This window comes from Brucella sp. NBRC 14130 (assembly GCF_040371715.1).
Lineage (GTDB): Bacteria > Pseudomonadota > Alphaproteobacteria > Rhizobiales > Rhizobiaceae > Brucella > Brucella intermedia.
In genome coordinates, this window is record NZ_BAABTE010000025.1 from 1 (window position 1) to 18,795 (window position 18,795).

Sequence of the window (18,795 nt, forward strand, 5' to 3'; positions counted from 1 at the left end):
CGGTGACCATGATCCGGGGTGCACAGCCCTGTGCAGAGAGAAGCTTGCGCATGAAGCGCTTGGCGGCCTTGGTATTACGGCGTTTCTGGACCAGAACATCCAAAACAAAACCATCCTGATCAACTGCTCGCCAAAGAATGTGATGCTCACTTTTGATAGATATTACACATTCATCCAGGTGCCATTTATCGCCAAGCCGCGGTGTGCGGCGACGGATATTACTGGCATAAGCACGTGCGAATTTCTCCGCCCATTCGTACACGGTCTTATATGTGACGAAGATGCCACGATAAGCCAGCATGTCTTCAACCATGCGAAAGCTTAGCGGAAAGCGGAAATACAACCACACCGCCTCTGCAATAATCTCAGATGGATAACGATGGCGGCGGTAAAGCGAAGAACGAGGTTCGGTCATCACCCGTTATCGCAACTGATGTTTACACTTAGGTTAAGGTAACAGTGCCTTCAAAGGCGCCGAATAAAAACCTCGTAGCCCAGTTAAACAGCGAGCGCTGATCGCGAAGGAGATTATCAACTTCCGGCGCCCTTCCCCCCGTAGGTATCCTCGGCCAATTCTGCCACTTCTAGGATTCCAACAAGCTCTGCGACTCTTCCTGACGGCAGTGATCGTCCCTCGTTGGCCAACGCTTCGTCAGCATTAAATCAGGCCCAAGCTTCGGCGAGTTCAGCCGCTGACGCGCCGGTTCGGTTGATTTCCGCAACAAGACTGGAGTCTACCGGGCCCAGGACAGAACTAATTTCATCCAGCGTCATTTAGTTACCTCCTGCATTTCGGGTGCTATCCCGATCATTCACCTGGCTATTAGATAAGCGGCGCGGTCACAGAAAAAAAGTGTTAAGGTGCGCTCGGCGACCTCTTGAACAGGCAAATTGCCAAACCTAAATCGCAGTCGCCGGACGCCCATCGGGGTCTGGCCCGTCGAACGATGAATGACATCGCTGACGGAAATAGAAACTTGTACCCATGTTGCTTCACAAGGAGGATGTGGCTATGAGAACCACTTTCGATTTTACTCCCCTGTTCCGGTCGAGCATCGGCTTCGACCGAATGCTGAACGCGCTCGAAGCTGCGAGCCGTGTCGAGACCATCGACAACTGGCCGCCTTATGACATAGCCAAGACCGGCGAGGACGACTACCGCATCACCATGGCGGTGGCCGGCTTCTCGCAAGACGAACTGACCATCACCCAGGAGCAGAACATGCTCGTGGTGTCCGGTCAGAAGGCTGGCGAGGATAACAGCCAGTATCTGCATCGCGGAATTGCCGCGCGCACATTCCAGCGTCGCTTTGAACTGGCCGACCACGTGAAGGTCGTGGGCGCTAGCCTCGTCAATGGTCTGCTGACGATTGATCTCAAGCGTGAGATTCCCGAAGAGATGAAGCCGCGCAAGATCCAGATCGCGGCCGGCGAGGCACTGCCCAAGGTCGAGACCAGGCAGATCGAGGCCGACAAGCAGGCCGCCTGAGGTAGCTCTCTCAGCGTAATTCGCGCAAGGTGCCGGGCACTTCCCGGCGCCGACGGAAAGCATTGTCAATCGAACGAACAGAAAGGAGAAGAATAATGAGTGTCCGTGATCTGATCCCCTGGGGCCGCAGCAGCGGCAATCAGGTTCCCAGTGTCTTGCGCGATGGCGATCGTGATCCGTTCCTTTCGCTGCATCGCGAGGTAAACAGGCTGTTCGACGACGTCTTCCGCGGTCGGCTCGAACCTGCCCTCTATCGTGGGAGCTTCCGCCTTCAGCGGCGGCTGGCCGAGCGTGGAGATCTCCGACGGCGAGAAGGAAATCAAGGTGACAGCTGAGGTGCCGGGCCTCGAAGAGAAGGACATTGAGGTCCTGCTCGACGACGGCGTGCTGACGCTGCGGGGCGAGAAGCGCTCCGAGACGGAGGACAAGGACCGACAGTTCTCCGAGCGCTTCTATGGCCGCTTCGAGCGTCGCATCCCGCTCGGCTACGAGGTCAAGGACGACCAGGTCGACGCGCGGTTCAAAAACGGCGTGCTGACCGTGACCTTGCCCAAGAGCGAAAAGGCGCAGTCGCAGGTGAAGCGCATCGCCATCAAGAGCTGACGCATGGCAGGCGCCGGCGGCGGGCCATCTGGCCGCCGTCGGCTGCATCCTTCGCCAGAGAGGGAGGGATGAACAATGGAGATGACGAGACAGATCAACAGATCAACTGGAAATTCAATTCCGCAAGAGTGGCCGTCGAACGACAACCGGCACAAGCCCCTTTCGATGGGGCGCTCGGTCTTCCCGGATGGCGCGGTTGCGCGTATCTACAAGCCGTCCCGCGCGGTGACGACCTCCGGCAAGGCCCGCACGAAGGGCTGGCGACTTGTGTTCGAGCGGCGCACCGCGCCCTTCATTGAGCCGCTGATGGGCTACACGGGCGGCGACGATACGCTGACCCAGGTCGAGCTGAGCTTCCCGACATTGCAATCGGCCATCCGCTATGCCGAGCGACAGGGTCTGACCTATATGGTCCAGACACCGCCCCGGCAGAAGACAGGCAATGGCCGCAGCCAGCGCGCCGATGAGAAGCAGGCGTATGTAGGAAAATCAACCCACGCCTTCTCGGACGCGACCCTCGACCGGCTCGGGCTCGCCGCCCTTCAGGAGACCTACGGGCGTGCGCTCGACGGCGCGGTGAACCGCAACGACCCGTCCGGTCCTGAAAGCTGGACGACGCCCATGAAGGTGATCAGCGATCCGAAGCTAACGCTAGAGGCGAAGCGCGCGATTCTGATGAACTGGGCCTGGACCGAGTACCTGATCGACCAGGCCACCAACGAAGGCATGCCCGAGAACGACCGGCCGTCGCGGCTCTACGAGGTCGAGGAGGCGCTGCTCGCGCTTGAACGCGAGGTTGCGGATGATCGGGATGATTCAGACACACGAAAGGCAGCATGAGGTGCGGCGATGGATACGCATGTCGTTTTCGATTGCCAGAAGGTTCTGCCGAACCGGTTCGCGCTAACGCTTGCCGCTGCCTCCCGCATCCGGGCGCTCGCCCGGGGCGCGGAACCGAGGCTCGACGCAGTCGATCGCAGCGTGGGCGATCTTGCCCTGCACGAGATCGCAGCGGGCGTGTTCACGCGGGATGAACTCGCACCGTTTCTGCCTGGGGCGGATGAAAGGCAGCTTTTGCCTCCGCCCGATCCGGCTTCCAAGCTTCGTGATGGCGGTGTCGGAGGCGCCGCCGCACCCGCCTCCCGTTCGCGAAAGACGGTTCATTGAAGAGGCAAGCAAACCGACACGGAGGAATGAACGATGCTGAAGTCTTTGTCTTCCTATAACCGGACGGCTTTCGATGTCGTCAACATCATTGCCGGTCTCGGTCTTCTGCTCTCGCCCTGGTATCTCGGCTATGCGGCTGAAACCTATGCCGCATGGAATGCCTGGATCGTCGGTGCTGCCGTGACGCTGATCGCGGTCGCTGCGCTCTACACATTCCATCAGGTCGAGGAATGGACCAACGTGGCGCTCGGCCTTTGGTCCGTAATCGCGCCTTGGGCACTGGGCTTCTCTGCCCTCCCAGCCGCGATGTGGGTGCATGTGGTCGCCGGCCTCGTCGTCGCCGTGCTCGCTGCGGTCAGCCTGTGGTCCACGACAAACCGACCTCTTTCGACAGCATGATTTTGCAACGTGGCCCGGCACGCGCCGGGCCATTTTCTTGCACTCTCCGTCTAACCTCAGGCGGAACAGAGGAGCCAACAGACTGGCCAAACGGAGATCGCTCATGTTCAGGAATCTCATAGCCCTGCGTCCGCCCATCATCACATTATGCGCCATCCTCGCCTTCGCGGGGCTGCCGTGCGCGACAATCGGGCAGGCCGTGCCGGGCGTTGCGGGAGAGCTTCCCACCCTTGCCCCCGTGCTGGAACGGGTGACGCCGGCTGTCGTCAACATCTCGGTTGTCTCAGAAACACCTGGGGCATCAAATCCACTCTACAACGATCCTTACTTCCGACGCTTCTTTGATCTTCCGCATGCGCCGCCTCCGCAACAGCGCATGAGCGCCGGTTCCGGGGTGATCGTCGACGCGGCCAAAGGTCATGTGCTGACCAATCATCACGTGGTGGCCAATGCTCGCACGATCACGGTCACACTGAAGGACGGGCAACGCCTGCGTGCCGAGCTTGTCGGCTCCGATCAAGCAGCGGACATCGCGCTGCTCAAGGTCAAGAGGAGAAATCTCGTCGCGTAGGAGGTCGGCGATTCGGATCGCCTCAAGGTCGGCGACTATGTGGTCGCGATCGGGAACCCCTTCGGCCTGGGACAAACGGTAACCTCCGGTATTGTCAGCGCGCTCGGTCGCAGCGGCATCAGCAATGACGGCTACGAGGACTTCATTCAGACTGACGCCTCAATCAATCCGGGCAATTCCGGCGGTGCCCTGGTGACCCTAGACGGCACGCTAGTCGGCATCAATACGGCGATCCTTACGCCTGCGGGTGGCAACATCGGCATCGGCTTCGCGGTGCCTAGTAACATGGCCGTAACCGTCATGAAGCAGTTGATCGAACACGGTGAAGTGCGGCGCGGCAGGCTGGGCGTCGGTATCCAGGACCTTACGCCGGATATCGCGGAGGCGCTCAAGCTTGGCGAACTGCGCGGAGCTGTGATCGTCAGCATCGAGCCCGGCTCTCCGGCACAGCGCGCCGGCTTGCAGGTGGGCGATGTGGTCACCGCGATCGGCGGGCGTGCTGTTCAGGGCGCGACAGACCTGAGAAACCGCATCGGCCTCACGCCAGTCGGCAGCACGATCAGCTTTACAATCAAGCGTGGTAGTAGCGAGCGGGTCGTCAGCGCTAAGATCGCTTCAGAAACTGGTGCATCCGCCGATCTATCCGGCACCCCGCTCGATGGCGCGCACATGCGCGCCGCTTCCGTTAACGAGGCGCGGCAAGCCGGCGCCCCAGGCATTTTGATTGAAAGCATCACGCCGAGCAGTCCGGCTGCGCGTGCTGGCCTTCGAGCGGGCGACTTGATCGTTGCGGTCAACCGGTCGCCTGTTTCTTCCTTGGCTGATTTGCGCAGCGCGATCGCGCGCCAGCGTGCCATCCTAGCGCTGGAACTGTTTCGCGATGGCGGCCGCCTTCTGCTGGTCGTGAGATAACCGGGAGCGGCCACAATGGAAATGAACAAGAAAACGCAGTTCAACATCTGGTACTGGATCGCCGCCTTCTTCCTCCTGATGGCGTTCCAGTATTTCTTCACCACCGCCACCCAGGTGACGCAGATTCCCTACAGCCAGTTCGAGACCTACCTTGACGAGGGCAGGATAGCGGAGGTGGCGGTATCCGACCGCTTCATCCAGGGAACCTTCAAGCAGCCGGTCGACGGCCGGCCAATGTTCATCACCACCCGCGTCGAGCCCGACCTCGCACGTCAGCTTCAGGAGCGCGGCGTGGTGGTCACCGGTCAGATCGAAAGCACCTTCCTGCGCGACCTGCTGTCCTGGATCGTGCCAGTCCTCCTTATCGTCAGCATCTGGATGTTCGCGCTGAAGCGCATGGGGGGCGGCATCGGCGGCGGGCTCATGCAGATCGGCAAGTCGAAGGCGAAGGTCTACGTCCAGTCTGACACCGGCGTCACCTTCAAGGACGTGGCCGGCGTCGACGAGGCCAAGGACGAGTTGAAGGAGATCGTCGACTTCCTCAAGGATCCGCAGGGCTACGGCCGGCTGGGCGGGCGCATGCCAAAGGGCGTGCTGTTGGTCGGCCCGCCGGGCACCGGCAAGACGCTGCTGGCAAGGGCCGTGGCGGGCGAGGCCGGCGTGCCGTTCTTCTCCATCTCGGGCTCCGAGTTCGTGGAAATGTTCGTCGGCGTCGGCGCAGCGCGCGTGCGCGACCTCTTCGAGCAGGCCCGGGCCAAGGCGCCGGCCATCATCTTCATCGACGAGCTGGACGCGCTCGGTCGCGCCCGCGGCATCGGCCCCATGGCCGGCGGCCACGATGAGAAGGAGCAGACGCTCAACCAGCTCCTTGTCGAGCTGGACGGCTTCGATCCCTCGACCGGCCTCGTGCTGCTCGCCGCCACGAACCGGCCGGAAATCCTCGACCCGGCGCTCCTGCGCGCCGGCCGCTTCGACCGGCAGGTTCTCGTCGACCGCCCGAACAGAAAAGGCCGCGTGCAGATCCTGAACGTGCGACTGAAGAAGGCGAAGCTCGCGCCGGACGTCGAGCCGGAAAAGATCGCGGCGCTGACCCCCGGCTTCACCGGCGCGGACCTCGCCAATCTCGTCAACGAGGCGACGCTGCTTGCCACCCGCCGCAAGGCCGGCGCGGTGACGATGGAGGATTTCAACAATGCGGTGGAGCGCATCGTGGCGGGTCTCGAAAAGCGCAACCGGCTGCTCAACCCGAAGGAGCGCGAGATCGTCGCCTATCACGAGATGGGCCACGCGCTCGTGGCCATGGCGCTGCCGGGCGTCGATCCGGTCCACAAGGTCTCGATCATCCCGCGCGGTATCGGCGCGCTGGGCTACACCATCCAGCGGCCGACGGAGGACCGTTTCCTGATGACGCTGGAGGAACTGGAGAACAAGATGGCGGTGCTCCTCGGCGGCCGCGCGGCGGAAAAGATCGTGTTCGGCCATCTGTCCACCGGCGCCGCGGACGACCTCGCCAAGGTCACCGACATCGCCCGTGCCATCGTCACGCGCTACGGCATGTCGGAGAGGCTCGGCCATATCGCACTGGAGAAGGACCGGCGCTCGTTCCTCGCCACCGACCAGCCATATTATGGCCCGCAGGAACGCACCTATTCCGACGAGACGGCCGCCGCCGTCGACAAGGAGGTGCGCCGGATCGTCGACGAGACGTTCGAGCGGACCGTCGGCCTGCTGGCGGAACGCCGGGACATGCTCGAGCGCACCGCCCGCCGCCTGCTGGAGAAGGAGACCCTGGATGGGTTGGAAATACAAGAGCTTGTCGGCAAGCTCGAGGAATCAGTCACGAGTGCCGCTGTCTGATGCCGCAGATCTGGCTTGGAGAGGGGCATGCGGCAAACTCGGTCTACTGGCTGATGATGTCCACCGGCCCCAAGGCGTCGGAATGTGCTGAAGATGCTCTAAAGCCGGAGGAGCCGGATAATCTGGTCTACCACCGAAGCATGGCGCGCTTGGACAGGGCCGCCTTCGTGGCTTCGTCGGCCAAAAGCAGACAGGCAAAACAACCATCCCAATTTGCAATGCGACAATTGCACTAATTTGAAGTGCCATGGAGGGATATGGAGTAGATATAGTTCTCATGGCTATCCGTTTTTTCCCAGCCATCTTGGTCGGGCCAATCCGTGTCCGAGATCTGCCGCCGCCAATGACTGCCTTTTCCCGCTTCAATCATTTTTCTCAAAGTGCCTCTTGAAGCATCGAGAGAAACGCGCGGACAGCAGGATTTGCGCGTCGGCTTTCTGGCCACAGCGCCGTAATATTATGGCGCTCGACAGCAAAGTCCGAGAGCACCGGCACCAGTTCGCCGCGGGTCACATAAGGTGCCGTGACGAATGTTGCGCACATTCCAATGCCCGCGCCCGCTGCCAGAGCGGCAATCAGAGCATCGCTTGCATCGAGCCTCATGCCGGAAGCTGGCGTGATCTCCAGAAGGCGGCCTCGCAGGAAGATGGGCAGAAGGTTCGCCTTCGGGCGGAAAGCTTTGCCGACCATTACAGCCAGGCGCGCCAGTTCTACCTGAGCCAGACCGAGACGGAGCAGAAGCATATAGCGATGGCGCTGACCTTCGAACTGTCGAAGGTGGAAACGCCTGTGATCCGCGAGCGTATTGTGTCTCATCTGCTCAACATCGATGCCAACCTTGCGGAAGCGGTCGCCGGCAAGCTTGGCATCCGCAAGATGCCGAAAGCTGCGGATGCGATGGTGCCCGTACGTGACGATCTTGCTCCGTCTCCTGCACTCAGCATTATTGAGAACGGACCCGGCAGCTTCAAGGGCAGAAAGATCGGCGTGCTTGTTGCCAATGGCACTGATGCGCAGGTGCTCAAGGGTATCCGGCACGCCGCGGAGAAGGAAGGCGCAACGTTGGAACTGGTTGCGCCTACGGTCGGAGGTTTCGAGGCCTCCAGCGGCGACTGGATGGAGGCCGATCATATGATCGATGGCGGTCCATCCGTCTTGTTCGACGCTGTCGCACTTGTACTGTCCGAGGAGGCAGCGGATCGATTGACCAGAGAAGCCGCGGCGCGGGATTTCGTTGCCGACGCCTTTGCCCATTGTAAGTTTATCGGGTTTACCGCAGGCGCGATGCCGCTACTGGCAAAGGCGGGCATTGAACCCGATATGGATGAGGGACTAATCTCGCTGGACAATGAAAAGGCAGCGTCGGAATTTGTTACATCCTGCCGCAATCTCCGATTGTGGGCGCGGGAAAATGCCGTCAAGCTTTGACATGCGGCACAAGGCGGATGTGAAGAGGACTTTCGAAGACTGATCACAATGCGGGCCGGCCCAGCTGGGCCGTTTACCACGCGTATTGGAATGTGGAGAAATTGGTAATCGCCCATGAAGAACATTGCTATTGTCGGCACCGGTCCGACCGGGATCTACACTTTCTTTTCGCTGCTCAAATTCGCAGAGCCAATGTCCATCTCGATCTACGAGAAGGAAGATGAAGCTGGCGTAGGCATGCCTTATAATGACGATGAGAACAGCCGGATGATGCTGGCCAACATCGCCAGCATCGAGATTCCGCCGATTACCTCGACCTATCTGGACTGGCTGCGCAAGCAGGACGAGACGCGTCTCGCTCGATACCGGGTCGACAAGGAAGGTCTTCACGATCGACAATTCCTGCCTCGCATTCTGCTGGGCGAATATTTCCGGGATCAGTTTCTGGCTCTTGTCGAGGCAGCGCGTCGAAAAAACTTTGAAGTCGAAGTGCACGAATCCTGCGAGGTCACGGATATCGAAGCCACGGCCGATGGTGTCAAACTCTGGACTGAGGGGAAGCTCGATTCGAAACTCCTCGATCTCGTCGTCATCGCCACCGGCCACGTCTGGCCCGACGGCGACGAAGCAACGCGCAGTTATTTTCCCAGCCCCTGGTCTGGACTGATCGAAGCCAGGATACCAGCGTGTAAAGTGGGCATTATGGGGACATCGCTCAGCGCCATCGACGCAGCAATGGCGGTCGTTGCCCAACATGGAAGCTTTATCGAGGAAGAAGACGAAAACCTGCGCTTCGACCTTGACCCGGACAGTAAAGGTCTGGCGATAACGCTTATGTCCCGTTCAGGCATCCTGCCAGAAGCGGATTTTTATTGCCCGATCCCTTACGAGCCCTTGCAGATTGCCACGGAGCAGGCGATCAACAGGGAGATCGAGAGCGGTGCCAGTGGCTTGCTTGACAGGATATTTGCCTTGGTCGCGCGCGAAATCGAGGACGCCGATCCGGCCTGGAGCGAGCGTGTTTCGCTTTCGGAACTCAACGCTGACAGCTTCGCTGATGCCTACTTTGCCGACCGCCAAAACCACGATGCGTTCCGCTGGGCAGAATACAATCTCAAAGAAGTCGAGCGCAACAAGCGGGAGAAGCATACCGTCCCCTGGCGCTATGCAATCCTTCGGCTGCACGAGGTCGTTCAGGAGATTATTCCGCGTCTCAATGAAGAGGACCGCAAGCGGTTCGATACAGGACTCTGCAAGGTCTTCGTCGACAACTATGCTGCAATCCCGTCGGAATCGATCCGCAGGCTACTGGCGCTGCGCAAGGCCGGCCTGATAGACGTCCTCGAACTAGGGCACGATTACGACATGGAGGTAAGGAACGATCACACCGTCATCGCCATCGGCTCGGAAGTACGGACATTCGACGTGTTCATCGACGCCCGAGGCCAGAAGCCACTCAAGACGAAGGATTTGCCGTTTCCGTCACTGCGCCGGCAACTCGTTTCGGTCGGAGAGGATATTCCGGAGGTCTCAGACGACTACACTCTGCTGGTACCGGACATTGCATGTGGCAAGATTGCGTTCGGCGCGCTGCCGTATCTGATGCACGACCAGCCCTTCGTGCAGGGAATTACGGCAAGTGCCGACATTGGAGCAGCAATGGCCACTGCTGTCAGTGAACTAAAACACCAAACGCGCCGGCGGCTTCCTTTTATTGATCTCTCCTGATCGAAGCTGAAACATTGACGGGTCAGACAGATACGCCCATGCGAGCGGCCTGGATTATATCTTCGATCAATTCACGCCTTGCACGTTCTCTCGCGACACTGTCGTTTAACCGCAAGATATAGGATGGATGCCAGGAGATCAGCACCGGTCCACCATGTAACCCGATTTCAGCCTGACCGCGTCGCGAAGTAAGAGGAGCGTTGTTATCCGTCAGAGCGAACGCCGCAGAGGCCCCCAACGCAACCACCATGCGTGGACGGATGAAAGCCAATTCGAGCCCCAGCCACCAGCGACAATGCAGAATTTCCTGCCGGTCAGGATTTTGATGCAGGCGGCGCTTGCCACGCGGCATGAACTTGAAGTGCTTAACTGCATTGGTCAGCCATGTCTGCCTGACTTCTGCTCCTGCTGCAACCATGGCTTCACGCAAGAGGTGACCTGCCGGACCTACGAACGGTCGACCTTCCAGATCCTCACGATCACCCGGCTGTTCTCCTACAATCATGAGCTCAGCGTCTTCGGGCCCCTCACCCCAAACCGTCTGGGTTGCGGCCTCGCATAATCCACATCGCCGACAATGTCCGGCAGCCGCTCGCGCTTCGACCATTGTCTGAGGGAACTCGGGCGTTTGCGGCATCGCAGCGCGATAACGGGTCGAAATCGCGACTGCGCCAGCCGCTGGTGACGTTTCTGCGGCCGCGCGCATTCGCTCCACTCGCGACTCGGCATCTCGTAACATATCTGGAATCAGGCGCGTTTCGGGTAGGTTCTTCCAATACTTCTTAGGCATTTCCGCGCGCATCGCATTCAACTTTACCCGTGCCGGATTGAAGATGTTCGCGAAATAGGTGCCCCAAAGCGTTTCGGTGGCATCTTCCGATAAGTCAGGGCGTGAACCGCCTGGATGGTAGCTAAGTCTGCCGGCTTCAAATCGAGCTGTAAGCCTTGGCGTGGCGATCACCCAGTCCATATCCGCGAAACGCTTTGCGAAAAAGGAACTACCCGGCTCGACTATATTATGCTCCGGCTCAAACCAAGCAGCAAAGCGACGACGCAATCCAGTCTCAGGTAATTCGCGAAACCGTACGAAAGCATGCATCTTGTGGATATCACGACCAACCGATTTTGCCATGAGATGCAGCCGCCGCCCAAGCGGGTCCGCATGGCTTAAAGGTTCTCCCGCGTTTCGGTCAAGCCGCCACAACGCCTGATAGAGCAGTCCGAACCGTTCCGGATTAGAATGCCAGATAACCGAATGCGCAAGCTTCAAAAACCCCTGCGTAACGCTTGCCTTATGCTCACCAGGCGCATTGGGCAGCGACGCCCCATCAAACAATCCGTCTGCTCCGATCCAATCGATATCATTTGGCTCGATACCATGTGATATCGCGATGCGCGCCATCTCACGCCACGCATCGAAGGTGCCGCCGTCGGGTAGTTTAACGGAATAGATCATAATAGCCGCAGTTGCTCAGCGGGAGGTGCACATCGAGCGCGTAAATCGACGTTGTCGATGAGCCGCCCCGGCGACCAGCCAGGTGTCATGATAAAAGGGCGTGCCTTGTTCATGTTGGCACCTATCCGCACCAGATCTTCGTATCTTAAACCGCCGTTCTGGCGCGCAACGATTATGCGATCCACCGTGCGGGTGCCAAATCCAGGAACACGCAGCAGCAATTCACGGCTTGCACGGTTTACATCCAGAGGGAACAGGCCACGGTGCTGTATGGCCCAGGCAAGTTTTGGGTCCAGTTCCAGATCAAGATGACCAGCCTTCATGCCGGTAGCGATTTCCTCGGCAGTGAAACCATAAAAACGCAAAAGCCAATCTGCCTGATATAGGCGGTGTTCACGCAGTAGAGGAGGCTGGATCAAGGGCAGAGCTGCGGAGGCGTCCGGGATCGGGGAGAATGCTGAATAATAAACCCGTCGCAGCTTGTAACCACTGTAAAGCCGTGTCGACATTTTGAGGATGGTCACATCGTCTGCCCCATCCGCGCCGATGATCATCTGCGTACTTTGCCCGGCCGGTGCAAACCGGCGCGGCTTACGCCCGGTATGGGTCTTATCTTTTGCCGCCTCGCCTTCCAGCCGCACTTGTGCCATCGCACCACGGATCGTTTCAGGGCGTTTTTCCGGAGCGAATTTGCGCACACTTGCGTCCTCCGGCAATTCGACATTAATCGATAGCCGATCAGCCCAAAGCCCGGCCTCCCGGATCAAGTCCGGACTTGCATCGGGAATCGTCTTGAGATGGATATAGCCGCGGAAGCCGTGACCCTCCCGCAATGTCCGCGCGATGCGTACCATATCGGACATGGTCTGGTCGGGGGACTTGATGATGCCCGAGGACAAGAACAGGCCCTCGATGTAATTGCGTCGATAAAATTCCAGCGTGAGTGAGACAACTTCCTCGACTGAGAACCGCGCCCGTTCCACGTTCGAGCTGACCCGGTTTATGCAATAGGCACAGTCGAAGATGCAGAAGTTGGTCATAAGAATTTTCAGCAGGCTGATACAGCGCCCATCCGGAGTGTAAGCATGGCAAATCCCTGCGCCTCCCGACGATCCGACACCGCCCTTGCTAGCATCGCGCTTCTCGCCACCGCTTGACGCACAAGATGCATCGTATTTTGCCGCATCCGATAGGATGGCAAGTTTATCCTGAAGGCTCTTTTTCACCATGTGAGCGAAGATACATGTTCATGTTTTGTTCGTCAATAAAAGAGATTTTTGCGGATCGCTCACCACGACTTGACCTGTCGCCTGCAAACTTGTTCCCGAAGCCACCGACGCACCGATCTTCCCGATTTCCCAAATGCCAATAGACACCCGATCGAAGTGGGAAAGCGTGCGTCTAATGGCGGCTGCCTTCGACATAAGCCTCGCAAGCGGCCCCCTGCAGGACACGCGCGACGGCGGCAAAGACCTCTTTGCGTTCCTTGATGCTGAGGTCTTTGAAAAGGCAACGGTTTCGCCTGTCCTGACAAAAAGGTTCAGGCCTTCAAGAACAGGCCTGCCCGACGTGTAGCCGAAACGAACACCGCAATAGTCGATATCACCGTTCAGCCGCTCGACAGAACGTGCGTATTGCCGGTGGGCAATATCCGGCCTCGTATCGAGAAACCGCGTATAGCGCTGGAAACCGGCAATACCCTTCGGATAACTCTCGATGATCGAATTGAACTTGTCGATGGGCCGGAAGAACACCCCGAGCAGAAGCAGAAAGCCGACAAAGGCGCCAGCGGTCAACTCGCCGCACACAATCCGTTGGCGTCTGTTCTGCTCGGCCAGGGGGTAGTCTATGGATGCGCGACAAGTGCCTGAAACTGGCGGCAGAGAAAGCGAGACAGAAAAGCCCGCGTTATAAACACTATTCTTTTTCATACACCTGCCCCACGTCAACCTCAGACAGCCGGCGCTGATTGAAGCGATATCGTCCGCGACACACACGAATGAAAATTGGGTTCCTGTCTTTTGGCGACAAAGCAGAATGTCTTGTCAAAAACGATGCAACCCGATCGACGGAAATCCCAGGCATATGGCGAGCGACACACCGCGAGCTGAATGGCTCACGAACAACCTGATCGATGACAACCAATCTGAAAATAGCCCGTAACATTTCCCTATCCCGATCCTATTGTGCAATCGATTGGCCAGTTTCGCAAGTTGCGTATAATAATTAGTGAGCTATACTTTTATTGTGCCTAGTCGCTTCGATCGGCAGATATAATGATTGCCAGTCAGAAGTTTTACGCTTTGCATGGTATCATGGCTTCAAAAGGGACTTAACGCTCTGTCGCACAAGATTTTCATATCAAGTCGCCTCAAGAGGTAGCGCCCTAAGAGATAAACAAGCCGTTACAGAACGGTGAGCCGGTTTCTGGCACTGCTCCTGTCAAGATTGTTCAGACTTCACATGCGGAACCAGCTATCGCCCTGAATGATCCTCGACAATCCGGCATAACCTAGCGGGATAAGACCGGTTGCCGGCGTTTCTTCTCGACTGTCATACCACACGGACATCGAAGCAATATTTTTGCGCGACCAATGCGTCCGCCGAAATTTTCCATTGACATACATAATCAGTCAGATGCATAAAGCGCATCATGTTGCAAAATACGCAACATGATGCACTGAGATATTTACGAATTGCGCAGGGTTGAGCACAATTCAAATGAGGAGTTCCATGACTAGCACAGCGCTTCCACGCAATCGCCGTTTCAAATTGACCGAGACACGCCGCGTTCTCTCTCGCGAAATGATCTCCGACGCTGGCAATCTTGCATTTCCTATGGCGGTCGATGCGAATATCTCCGAGCCGGTTGAATCGACCCAGATGCCGGGAACCTATCGGTATCCGCTCGAAGCCGTGGCAGACAAGGCGCGAGAACTGGTGGCGTGCGGAGTCCCGGCTGTTTACCTCATCGGCATTCCGAAGCACCGCGACGGCAAGGGTAGCGATGCCTTTTCGGCAAATGGCGTCATCGTTCAGGCCGCCAAGCGGATGAAGGATGCGGTTGGCGACAGGCTGGTCATCATCGGCGACAGCTATATGGGTTACTTTACCGATCACATGATCGGCGGTGTGCTGGATTCCGACAATCGCATTCTCGACAAGGAAACGCTCGATTCAGTTGCCAGGACCGCAGTTGCCTGGGGCAAGGCTGGCGTGGATATCCTGTGCTGCTCGACGATGGTGGATGGCCGCGTCAGCGCGGCGCGCGAAGCGCTCGACGCTGAGAATCTGGACGATATGCTGCTGATGTCATCGATCAAGTACAATTCGGCTTTCTTCAAGGCTGGTACGGGAACGACGGCAACGGGCGCCAGCTACGGCTTTGACAAAAAGCTGTTTTACCTTGAGCCGCATAACGCCAAGGACGCGTTGCGCATCATGGAAGCCGACGTGGCTCAGGGTGCGGAAATGATCAACATTAAGCCCGCCATTCCATATATGGACCTGGTGCGTATGGCGGCAGACCGTTATGAACTGCCGGTTTCTGCCTATTCGATCAGTGGCGACTACGCCATGATCCATTTTGGTGCCAACGGTGCACAGATGGATGAGATGGAATGCGCGATGGAACTGTTCACCTGCCTGCGTCGCGCTGGTGCCGATATGGTCATTACCTATTGGGCACCACGACTGGCACAGATGATGAACCGGAAATAAGAAACGCTCAGGTGTCAACGGGAGGGCTCATCGTGAAAAGCTCTATTTTCACTCCAGATTTTGTGGACCGGTCCTATTGGCTGACTTCGCTGCCGCAGATGGGCTCTTCCGCTGAACCGTTGCCTGCCCGGATTGATGTCCTGATCGTTGGCGCAGGCTTGACCGGTCTGACTGCCGGGCATGATTTGTCACGCAGTGGGCGTCGAGTCGTCATTCTGGATTCCGGGGAGCCCGGTGAAGGAGCCAGTTCGCGTAATGCAGGCATGCTTGGTCGTAACACCAAACATTCCTTTTTAGGCTTGTCGAAAAGCGCGGGGCAGGACGTGGCAATCCGCTATTTCCGTGATCTGCACCGCGTGTTCCTGTCATCTGTCGAGCGCATCGAAGCTGAAAAGATCAGCTGCAATTATCAGCAGAACGGACGCGTTGTCGTTGCCCACACGCAACAACAATTTAATGGGCTTCGCGCTGAATATGAGGCGCGGGCCGAGTATCTTGGTGAAAAGATCAGCATACTGGATGAGGGTGTCCAGAGCGAAGTCGGTTCAAAAAGCTTCGTCGGTGGCGTGTATGTTCACGACAACGGTGCGGTGCATCCAGGCCAATATACACGCGCGTTCAATGCACGCGCCAGGGCTGCCGGGGCTTCGATCATTGGTAAAACCGTCGTACAGTCGATCCAGAGAGAAAAAGACGGCTTTCTGGTAAAGACGTCGAATGGCATGGTTCGGGCGCGTGATGTGCTTCTATGTTCCAATGGCTATACCGCAAGCCTGATCCCATGGATTGCTCGCCGTCTCATTCAGATTGAGAGCTATATCGTTGCGACGGAACCTCTTCCTGCCGATGTTGTGCAAAGTGTGTTTCCGCGCAACCGCACCTATATAGACTCCACGCGTCGTCCGATGTCGATGCGCCTGTCGTCTGACGGTATGCGCATTGTGTTCGGCGCACGTACCGGCGAGCCAAAGAACCAGCCCATTCGTGAAACCGCTCGTCTGATCTATGACGATCTGACGACGACGTTCCCACAATTGCGAGGCTATCGCCTGACGAATGCCTGGGGCGGACGTTGCGGCGTCACATGGGATCACTTCCCGCATGTTGGCCAGCATGAGGGTATGCACTATGCGCTCGGTTATAATTTTTCCGGCCTGGCGATGGCGCCTTATCTTGGTGAAATTCTTGCCAAGCAGGTTCTCGGGGCAGCGCCCGATACTGATTTTCAGACGCGCAGTTTCCCAAGCGTACTCATGCCCGCCCGTGCTTTCGATGCCGCAGTGACCAGGCGGGTGATCCGCTATTACGGCTGGCGCGACCACGCTTCAATGCGGCCCGCTTGGTGATTTCGAAAGATTGAACATGTCGAATGATATCCTTTCCCGGGACTTCCGCGAAACTCCCTTCTGGAGCGACGGAATGGTCACCGTTGCGGCGCCAGAACTCCCGCGCCGGGTTGATGTTGCCATCGTTGGCGCTGGTCTGACCGGCCTGTCGGCGGCGCACCGGTTGGCTTCGGCAGGTCGTGACGTGGTCGTGCTGGATGCTGCAGAGCCGGGCATGGCTGCCAGTTCACGCAATGCGGGAATGCTGGGCAAGGCCGGTCGGCAATCTTTATTGTTGCTTTCCAAGGCGGTCGGCGAGGAGAAGGCTGTTGCTTTCTTTCAGGAACAGAACGCAATCTTTCAGGAAAGCGTTTCACGTATCAAGGATGAGCAGCTTGACTGCGATTTTCGTATGTCCGGGCGCTTCATTGGCGCGCTGAGCCAGAAGCATTATGACGGATTGGCGAGGGAATATGAGGCTCGCGGAAAGCTGCTGGGCGAAGACTACCAACTGGTGCCGGGCAGTGCAGCCGGTGAGATGGCTTCCGAGTGCTATTTTGGCGGGGTTGTCGTGCGCGAGAATGCGGCGCTTAATCCGGCTAAATATACCCGTGCAATGCTGGAACGCGCGCAGCGCGCGGGCGCGCGGATTATTGGCCATGCACGTGTCGGCGGCCTGGAACGTAAAGGTGGTGACTGGACTGTTCATGTTGGTCGGCAATCGATCATTGCGCGCGATGTGCTCATTGCTACCAACGGCTATTCGGACGATCTGGTGCCGTGGCTTAACCGGCGGCTGCTGCCAATCAATGCCTATATGGTGGCAACGGAAGAGCTGCCACAGGGGCTGGCGCGGGAAATCCTCCCGCATAATCGCACCTATATCGATAATACGCGCGCAACGCGCTACATGCAGCTTTCAGCCGATGGCAAACGGTTGCTCTATGGCGCCAAAACCGGCAGGCGTCCAATTTTCGGATTGAAGCGCCTTGCCCGGGAGATCCATCGCGACATGAGGGCGTTTCTGCCACTTCTGCGGGACGTCAGGCTGACCCATGCCTGGACCGGGAGATGCGCAGCCACATGGGATTTCTATCCACATCTTGGAACGCATGAAGGATTGCATTACGCCCTCGGCTATTGCTTCGGAGGGCTTTTGTTCGCGCCTTATCTGGGCCGTAAGGCTGCGGAACGAATCTTGCAGAGCGACGATCAGCCAACAGCCTATGCACGGGACTTTCCGGAAGTGCCTTTGCAGGCGCGTATCATGAAGCGTTATACCACTCCGATTGCTGCGCGCTACTACGCATGGGCAGACCGACCACAGCCGAAGAACTAGCCATTTTCGCGCGACGCGTTGTATATAGCGAAACACGTTGCAGTAAGAGAAGGAATTCGATCGTGAAGGTTGCGGAAAATGTCGTTGAAGTCCTGAAACTGCTCATGCGGTCTGACGGCGAGGTTTCCGTTTCCGAAGTGGCTCGGCATCTGGGGCTGAACCGAAGCACAGCATCGCGTTTGCTGGCGTCTCTGCGCAAGGAGGGGCTTCTTTTACAGGACAGCCGCAGTGCCAAATATCAGCTTGGGGTGCTGGCAATTCAACTTGGCGCATTCGCACAGCAGAGTTTCAATTATTTCGATTGGGTTCACTCCTGCCTGCCGGAACTGGTTGAGGATGCAAAGCGGACAGCTTGTATCGGGCTTCTCGACGGAGCAGAACTTGTTATTGCCGATAGCCATCGTCATCGGGACAATGCCGTGAACCTCTCATTTGACATAGGTGCGCGTATTCCGGCGGACATCAGCTCGCTCGGCAAGGTGTTGCTCGCGCGCAAGTCGCAACCGGAATTGACTGAGTTGCTGAAAGACAGTCCCAACAAGGACAAGTTTTTTCCGAAAGTCGAAAAGATTCGCCACGAGGGGTTTGCCATGTCCCGCAATGAATTGGCACATGGCGTTGTCTCTTATGCGGTGTGCCTGACAGGGGACCCACGACTGGAAATAGCGGTCGGGATCGCGATGTTGTCTTCGCCAGAAACGCAGGAAGACGAAGACAGGGTCAAGAAAGCGCTTCTTAATTTCAAAACACGTATGGAAGCGCGACCGGGACGATGAGGTTTTGGCTGCTCCGTTCACGCAG

At 57.9% G+C, this 18,795-nt stretch carries 14 protein-coding genes and 5 pseudogenes; 14 read left to right on the forward strand and 5 right to left on the reverse strand.

Features of this window, described 5'->3' with window-relative positions; translation table 11 throughout:
- Positions 1-415: IS6 family transposase (locus ABWW28_RS25860; protein ID WP_353392710.1), on the reverse strand; the 415-nt coding region annotated here is incomplete at its 3' end.
- A 597-nt stretch (positions 416-1,012) separates the two neighbouring features.
- Between ABWW28_RS25860 and ABWW28_RS25870 the strand changes: the two genes are divergently transcribed.
- The 8 genes and pseudogenes from ABWW28_RS25870 (at position 1,013) to ABWW28_RS25905 (ending at position 7,234) form a co-directional block, all read left to right on the forward strand.
- The gene (locus ABWW28_RS25870; protein WP_006471531.1) at positions 1,013-1,489 is read left to right on the forward strand and encodes an Hsp20 family protein; all 477 of its coding nucleotides are present in this window, start codon (positions 1,013-1,015) and stop codon (positions 1,487-1,489) included.
- A gap of 95 nt (positions 1,490-1,584) precedes the next feature.
- Positions 1,585-2,092, forward strand: a pseudogene (locus ABWW28_RS25875) (Hsp20/alpha crystallin family protein).
- A gap of 75 nt (positions 2,093-2,167) precedes the next feature.
- Entirely contained in the window at positions 2,168-2,932 is a 765-nt protein-coding gene (locus tag ABWW28_RS25880; protein ID WP_176588518.1) for an ETC complex I subunit, read from the forward strand.
- Between the two features lie 9 nt (positions 2,933-2,941).
- Entirely contained in the window at positions 2,942-3,259 is a 318-nt protein-coding gene (locus tag ABWW28_RS25885) for a DNA-directed RNA polymerase subunit omega (protein WP_006469968.1), read from the forward strand.
- 33 nt (positions 3,260-3,292) lie between these two features.
- Positions 3,293-3,658 carry an SPW repeat protein gene (locus ABWW28_RS25890; RefSeq protein ID WP_006469967.1) on the forward strand — a complete coding sequence of 122 codons (366 nt, stop codon included), beginning with the start codon at positions 3,293-3,295 and terminating at the stop codon, positions 3,656-3,658.
- A 103-nt stretch (positions 3,659-3,761) separates the two neighbouring features.
- Positions 3,762-5,141, forward strand: a pseudogene (locus ABWW28_RS25895) (DegQ family serine endoprotease).
- A 15-nt stretch (positions 5,142-5,156) separates the two neighbouring features.
- A complete protein-coding gene (gene ftsH / locus ABWW28_RS25900; RefSeq protein ID WP_176588519.1) occupies positions 5,157-6,998 on the forward strand; it encodes an ATP-dependent zinc metalloprotease FtsH in 1,842 nt (613 codons plus the stop codon).
- On the forward strand, positions 6,998-7,234 hold the full coding sequence (locus ABWW28_RS25905) for a hypothetical protein (protein ID WP_006469964.1): 237 nt from the start codon (positions 6,998-7,000) through the stop codon (positions 7,232-7,234). The genes ftsH and ABWW28_RS25905 overlap by 1 nt, the downstream gene beginning before the upstream one ends.
- A 139-nt stretch (positions 7,235-7,373) precedes the next feature.
- Here the strand turns inward: ABWW28_RS25905 and ABWW28_RS25910 are convergent.
- A pseudogene (locus ABWW28_RS25910) lies at positions 7,374-7,631 on the reverse strand (LysR substrate-binding domain-containing protein); the annotation flags it as partial.
- Between ABWW28_RS25910 and ABWW28_RS25915 the strand changes: the two are divergent.
- Positions 7,632-8,426 (forward strand): annotated as a pseudogene (locus ABWW28_RS25915) (catalase-related domain-containing protein); the annotation flags it as partial.
- A gap of 114 nt (positions 8,427-8,540) precedes the next feature.
- Positions 8,541-10,154 carry an FAD-NAD(P)-binding protein gene (locus ABWW28_RS25920; RefSeq protein WP_006469962.1) on the forward strand — a complete coding sequence of 538 codons (1,614 nt, stop codon included), beginning with the start codon at positions 8,541-8,543 and terminating at the stop codon, positions 10,152-10,154.
- Between the two features lie 22 nt (positions 10,155-10,176).
- On the opposite strand, the gene ABWW28_RS25925 is transcribed toward ABWW28_RS25920, so the two are convergent.
- The 3 genes and pseudogenes from ABWW28_RS25925 to ABWW28_RS25935 form a co-directional block, all read right to left on the reverse strand.
- A complete protein-coding gene (locus ABWW28_RS25925; RefSeq protein WP_006469961.1) occupies positions 10,177-11,610 on the reverse strand; it encodes a UdgX family uracil-DNA binding protein in 1,434 nt (477 codons plus the stop codon).
- On the reverse strand, positions 11,607-12,836 hold the full coding sequence (locus tag ABWW28_RS25930; protein ID WP_006471527.1) for a putative DNA modification/repair radical SAM protein: 1,230 nt from the start codon (positions 12,834-12,836) through the stop codon (positions 11,607-11,609). The genes ABWW28_RS25925 and ABWW28_RS25930 overlap by 4 nt, the downstream gene beginning before the upstream one ends.
- Positions 12,837-13,115: 279 nt before the next feature.
- Positions 13,116-13,421 (reverse strand): annotated as a pseudogene (locus ABWW28_RS25935) (multidrug ABC transporter ATP-binding protein); the annotation flags it as partial.
- Positions 13,422-14,343: 922 nt separating this feature from the next.
- On the opposite strand from ABWW28_RS25935, the gene hemB reads away from it, so the two are divergent.
- The 4 genes from hemB to ABWW28_RS25955 all read left to right on the forward strand — a co-directional run bounded on the left by hemB (position 14,344) and on the right by ABWW28_RS25955 (position 18,770).
- Complete coding sequence (hemB, locus tag ABWW28_RS25940) at positions 14,344-15,330, forward strand: porphobilinogen synthase (protein WP_157808422.1); 987 nt, start codon at positions 14,344-14,346, stop codon at positions 15,328-15,330.
- A gap of 32 nt (positions 15,331-15,362) precedes the next feature.
- Entirely contained in the window at positions 15,363-16,676 is a 1,314-nt protein-coding gene (locus ABWW28_RS25945) for an NAD(P)/FAD-dependent oxidoreductase (protein ID WP_157808421.1), read from the forward strand.
- A 16-nt stretch (positions 16,677-16,692) separates the two neighbouring features.
- Positions 16,693-17,994, forward strand: a complete 1,302-nt coding sequence (locus ABWW28_RS25950) for an NAD(P)/FAD-dependent oxidoreductase (RefSeq protein WP_176588520.1) — start codon at positions 16,693-16,695, stop codon at positions 17,992-17,994.
- A 62-nt stretch (positions 17,995-18,056) separates the two neighbouring features.
- Entirely contained in the window at positions 18,057-18,770 is a 714-nt protein-coding gene (locus ABWW28_RS25955) for an IclR family transcriptional regulator (protein ID WP_176588521.1), read from the forward strand.
- Positions 18,771-18,795: the final 25 nt, after the last annotated feature.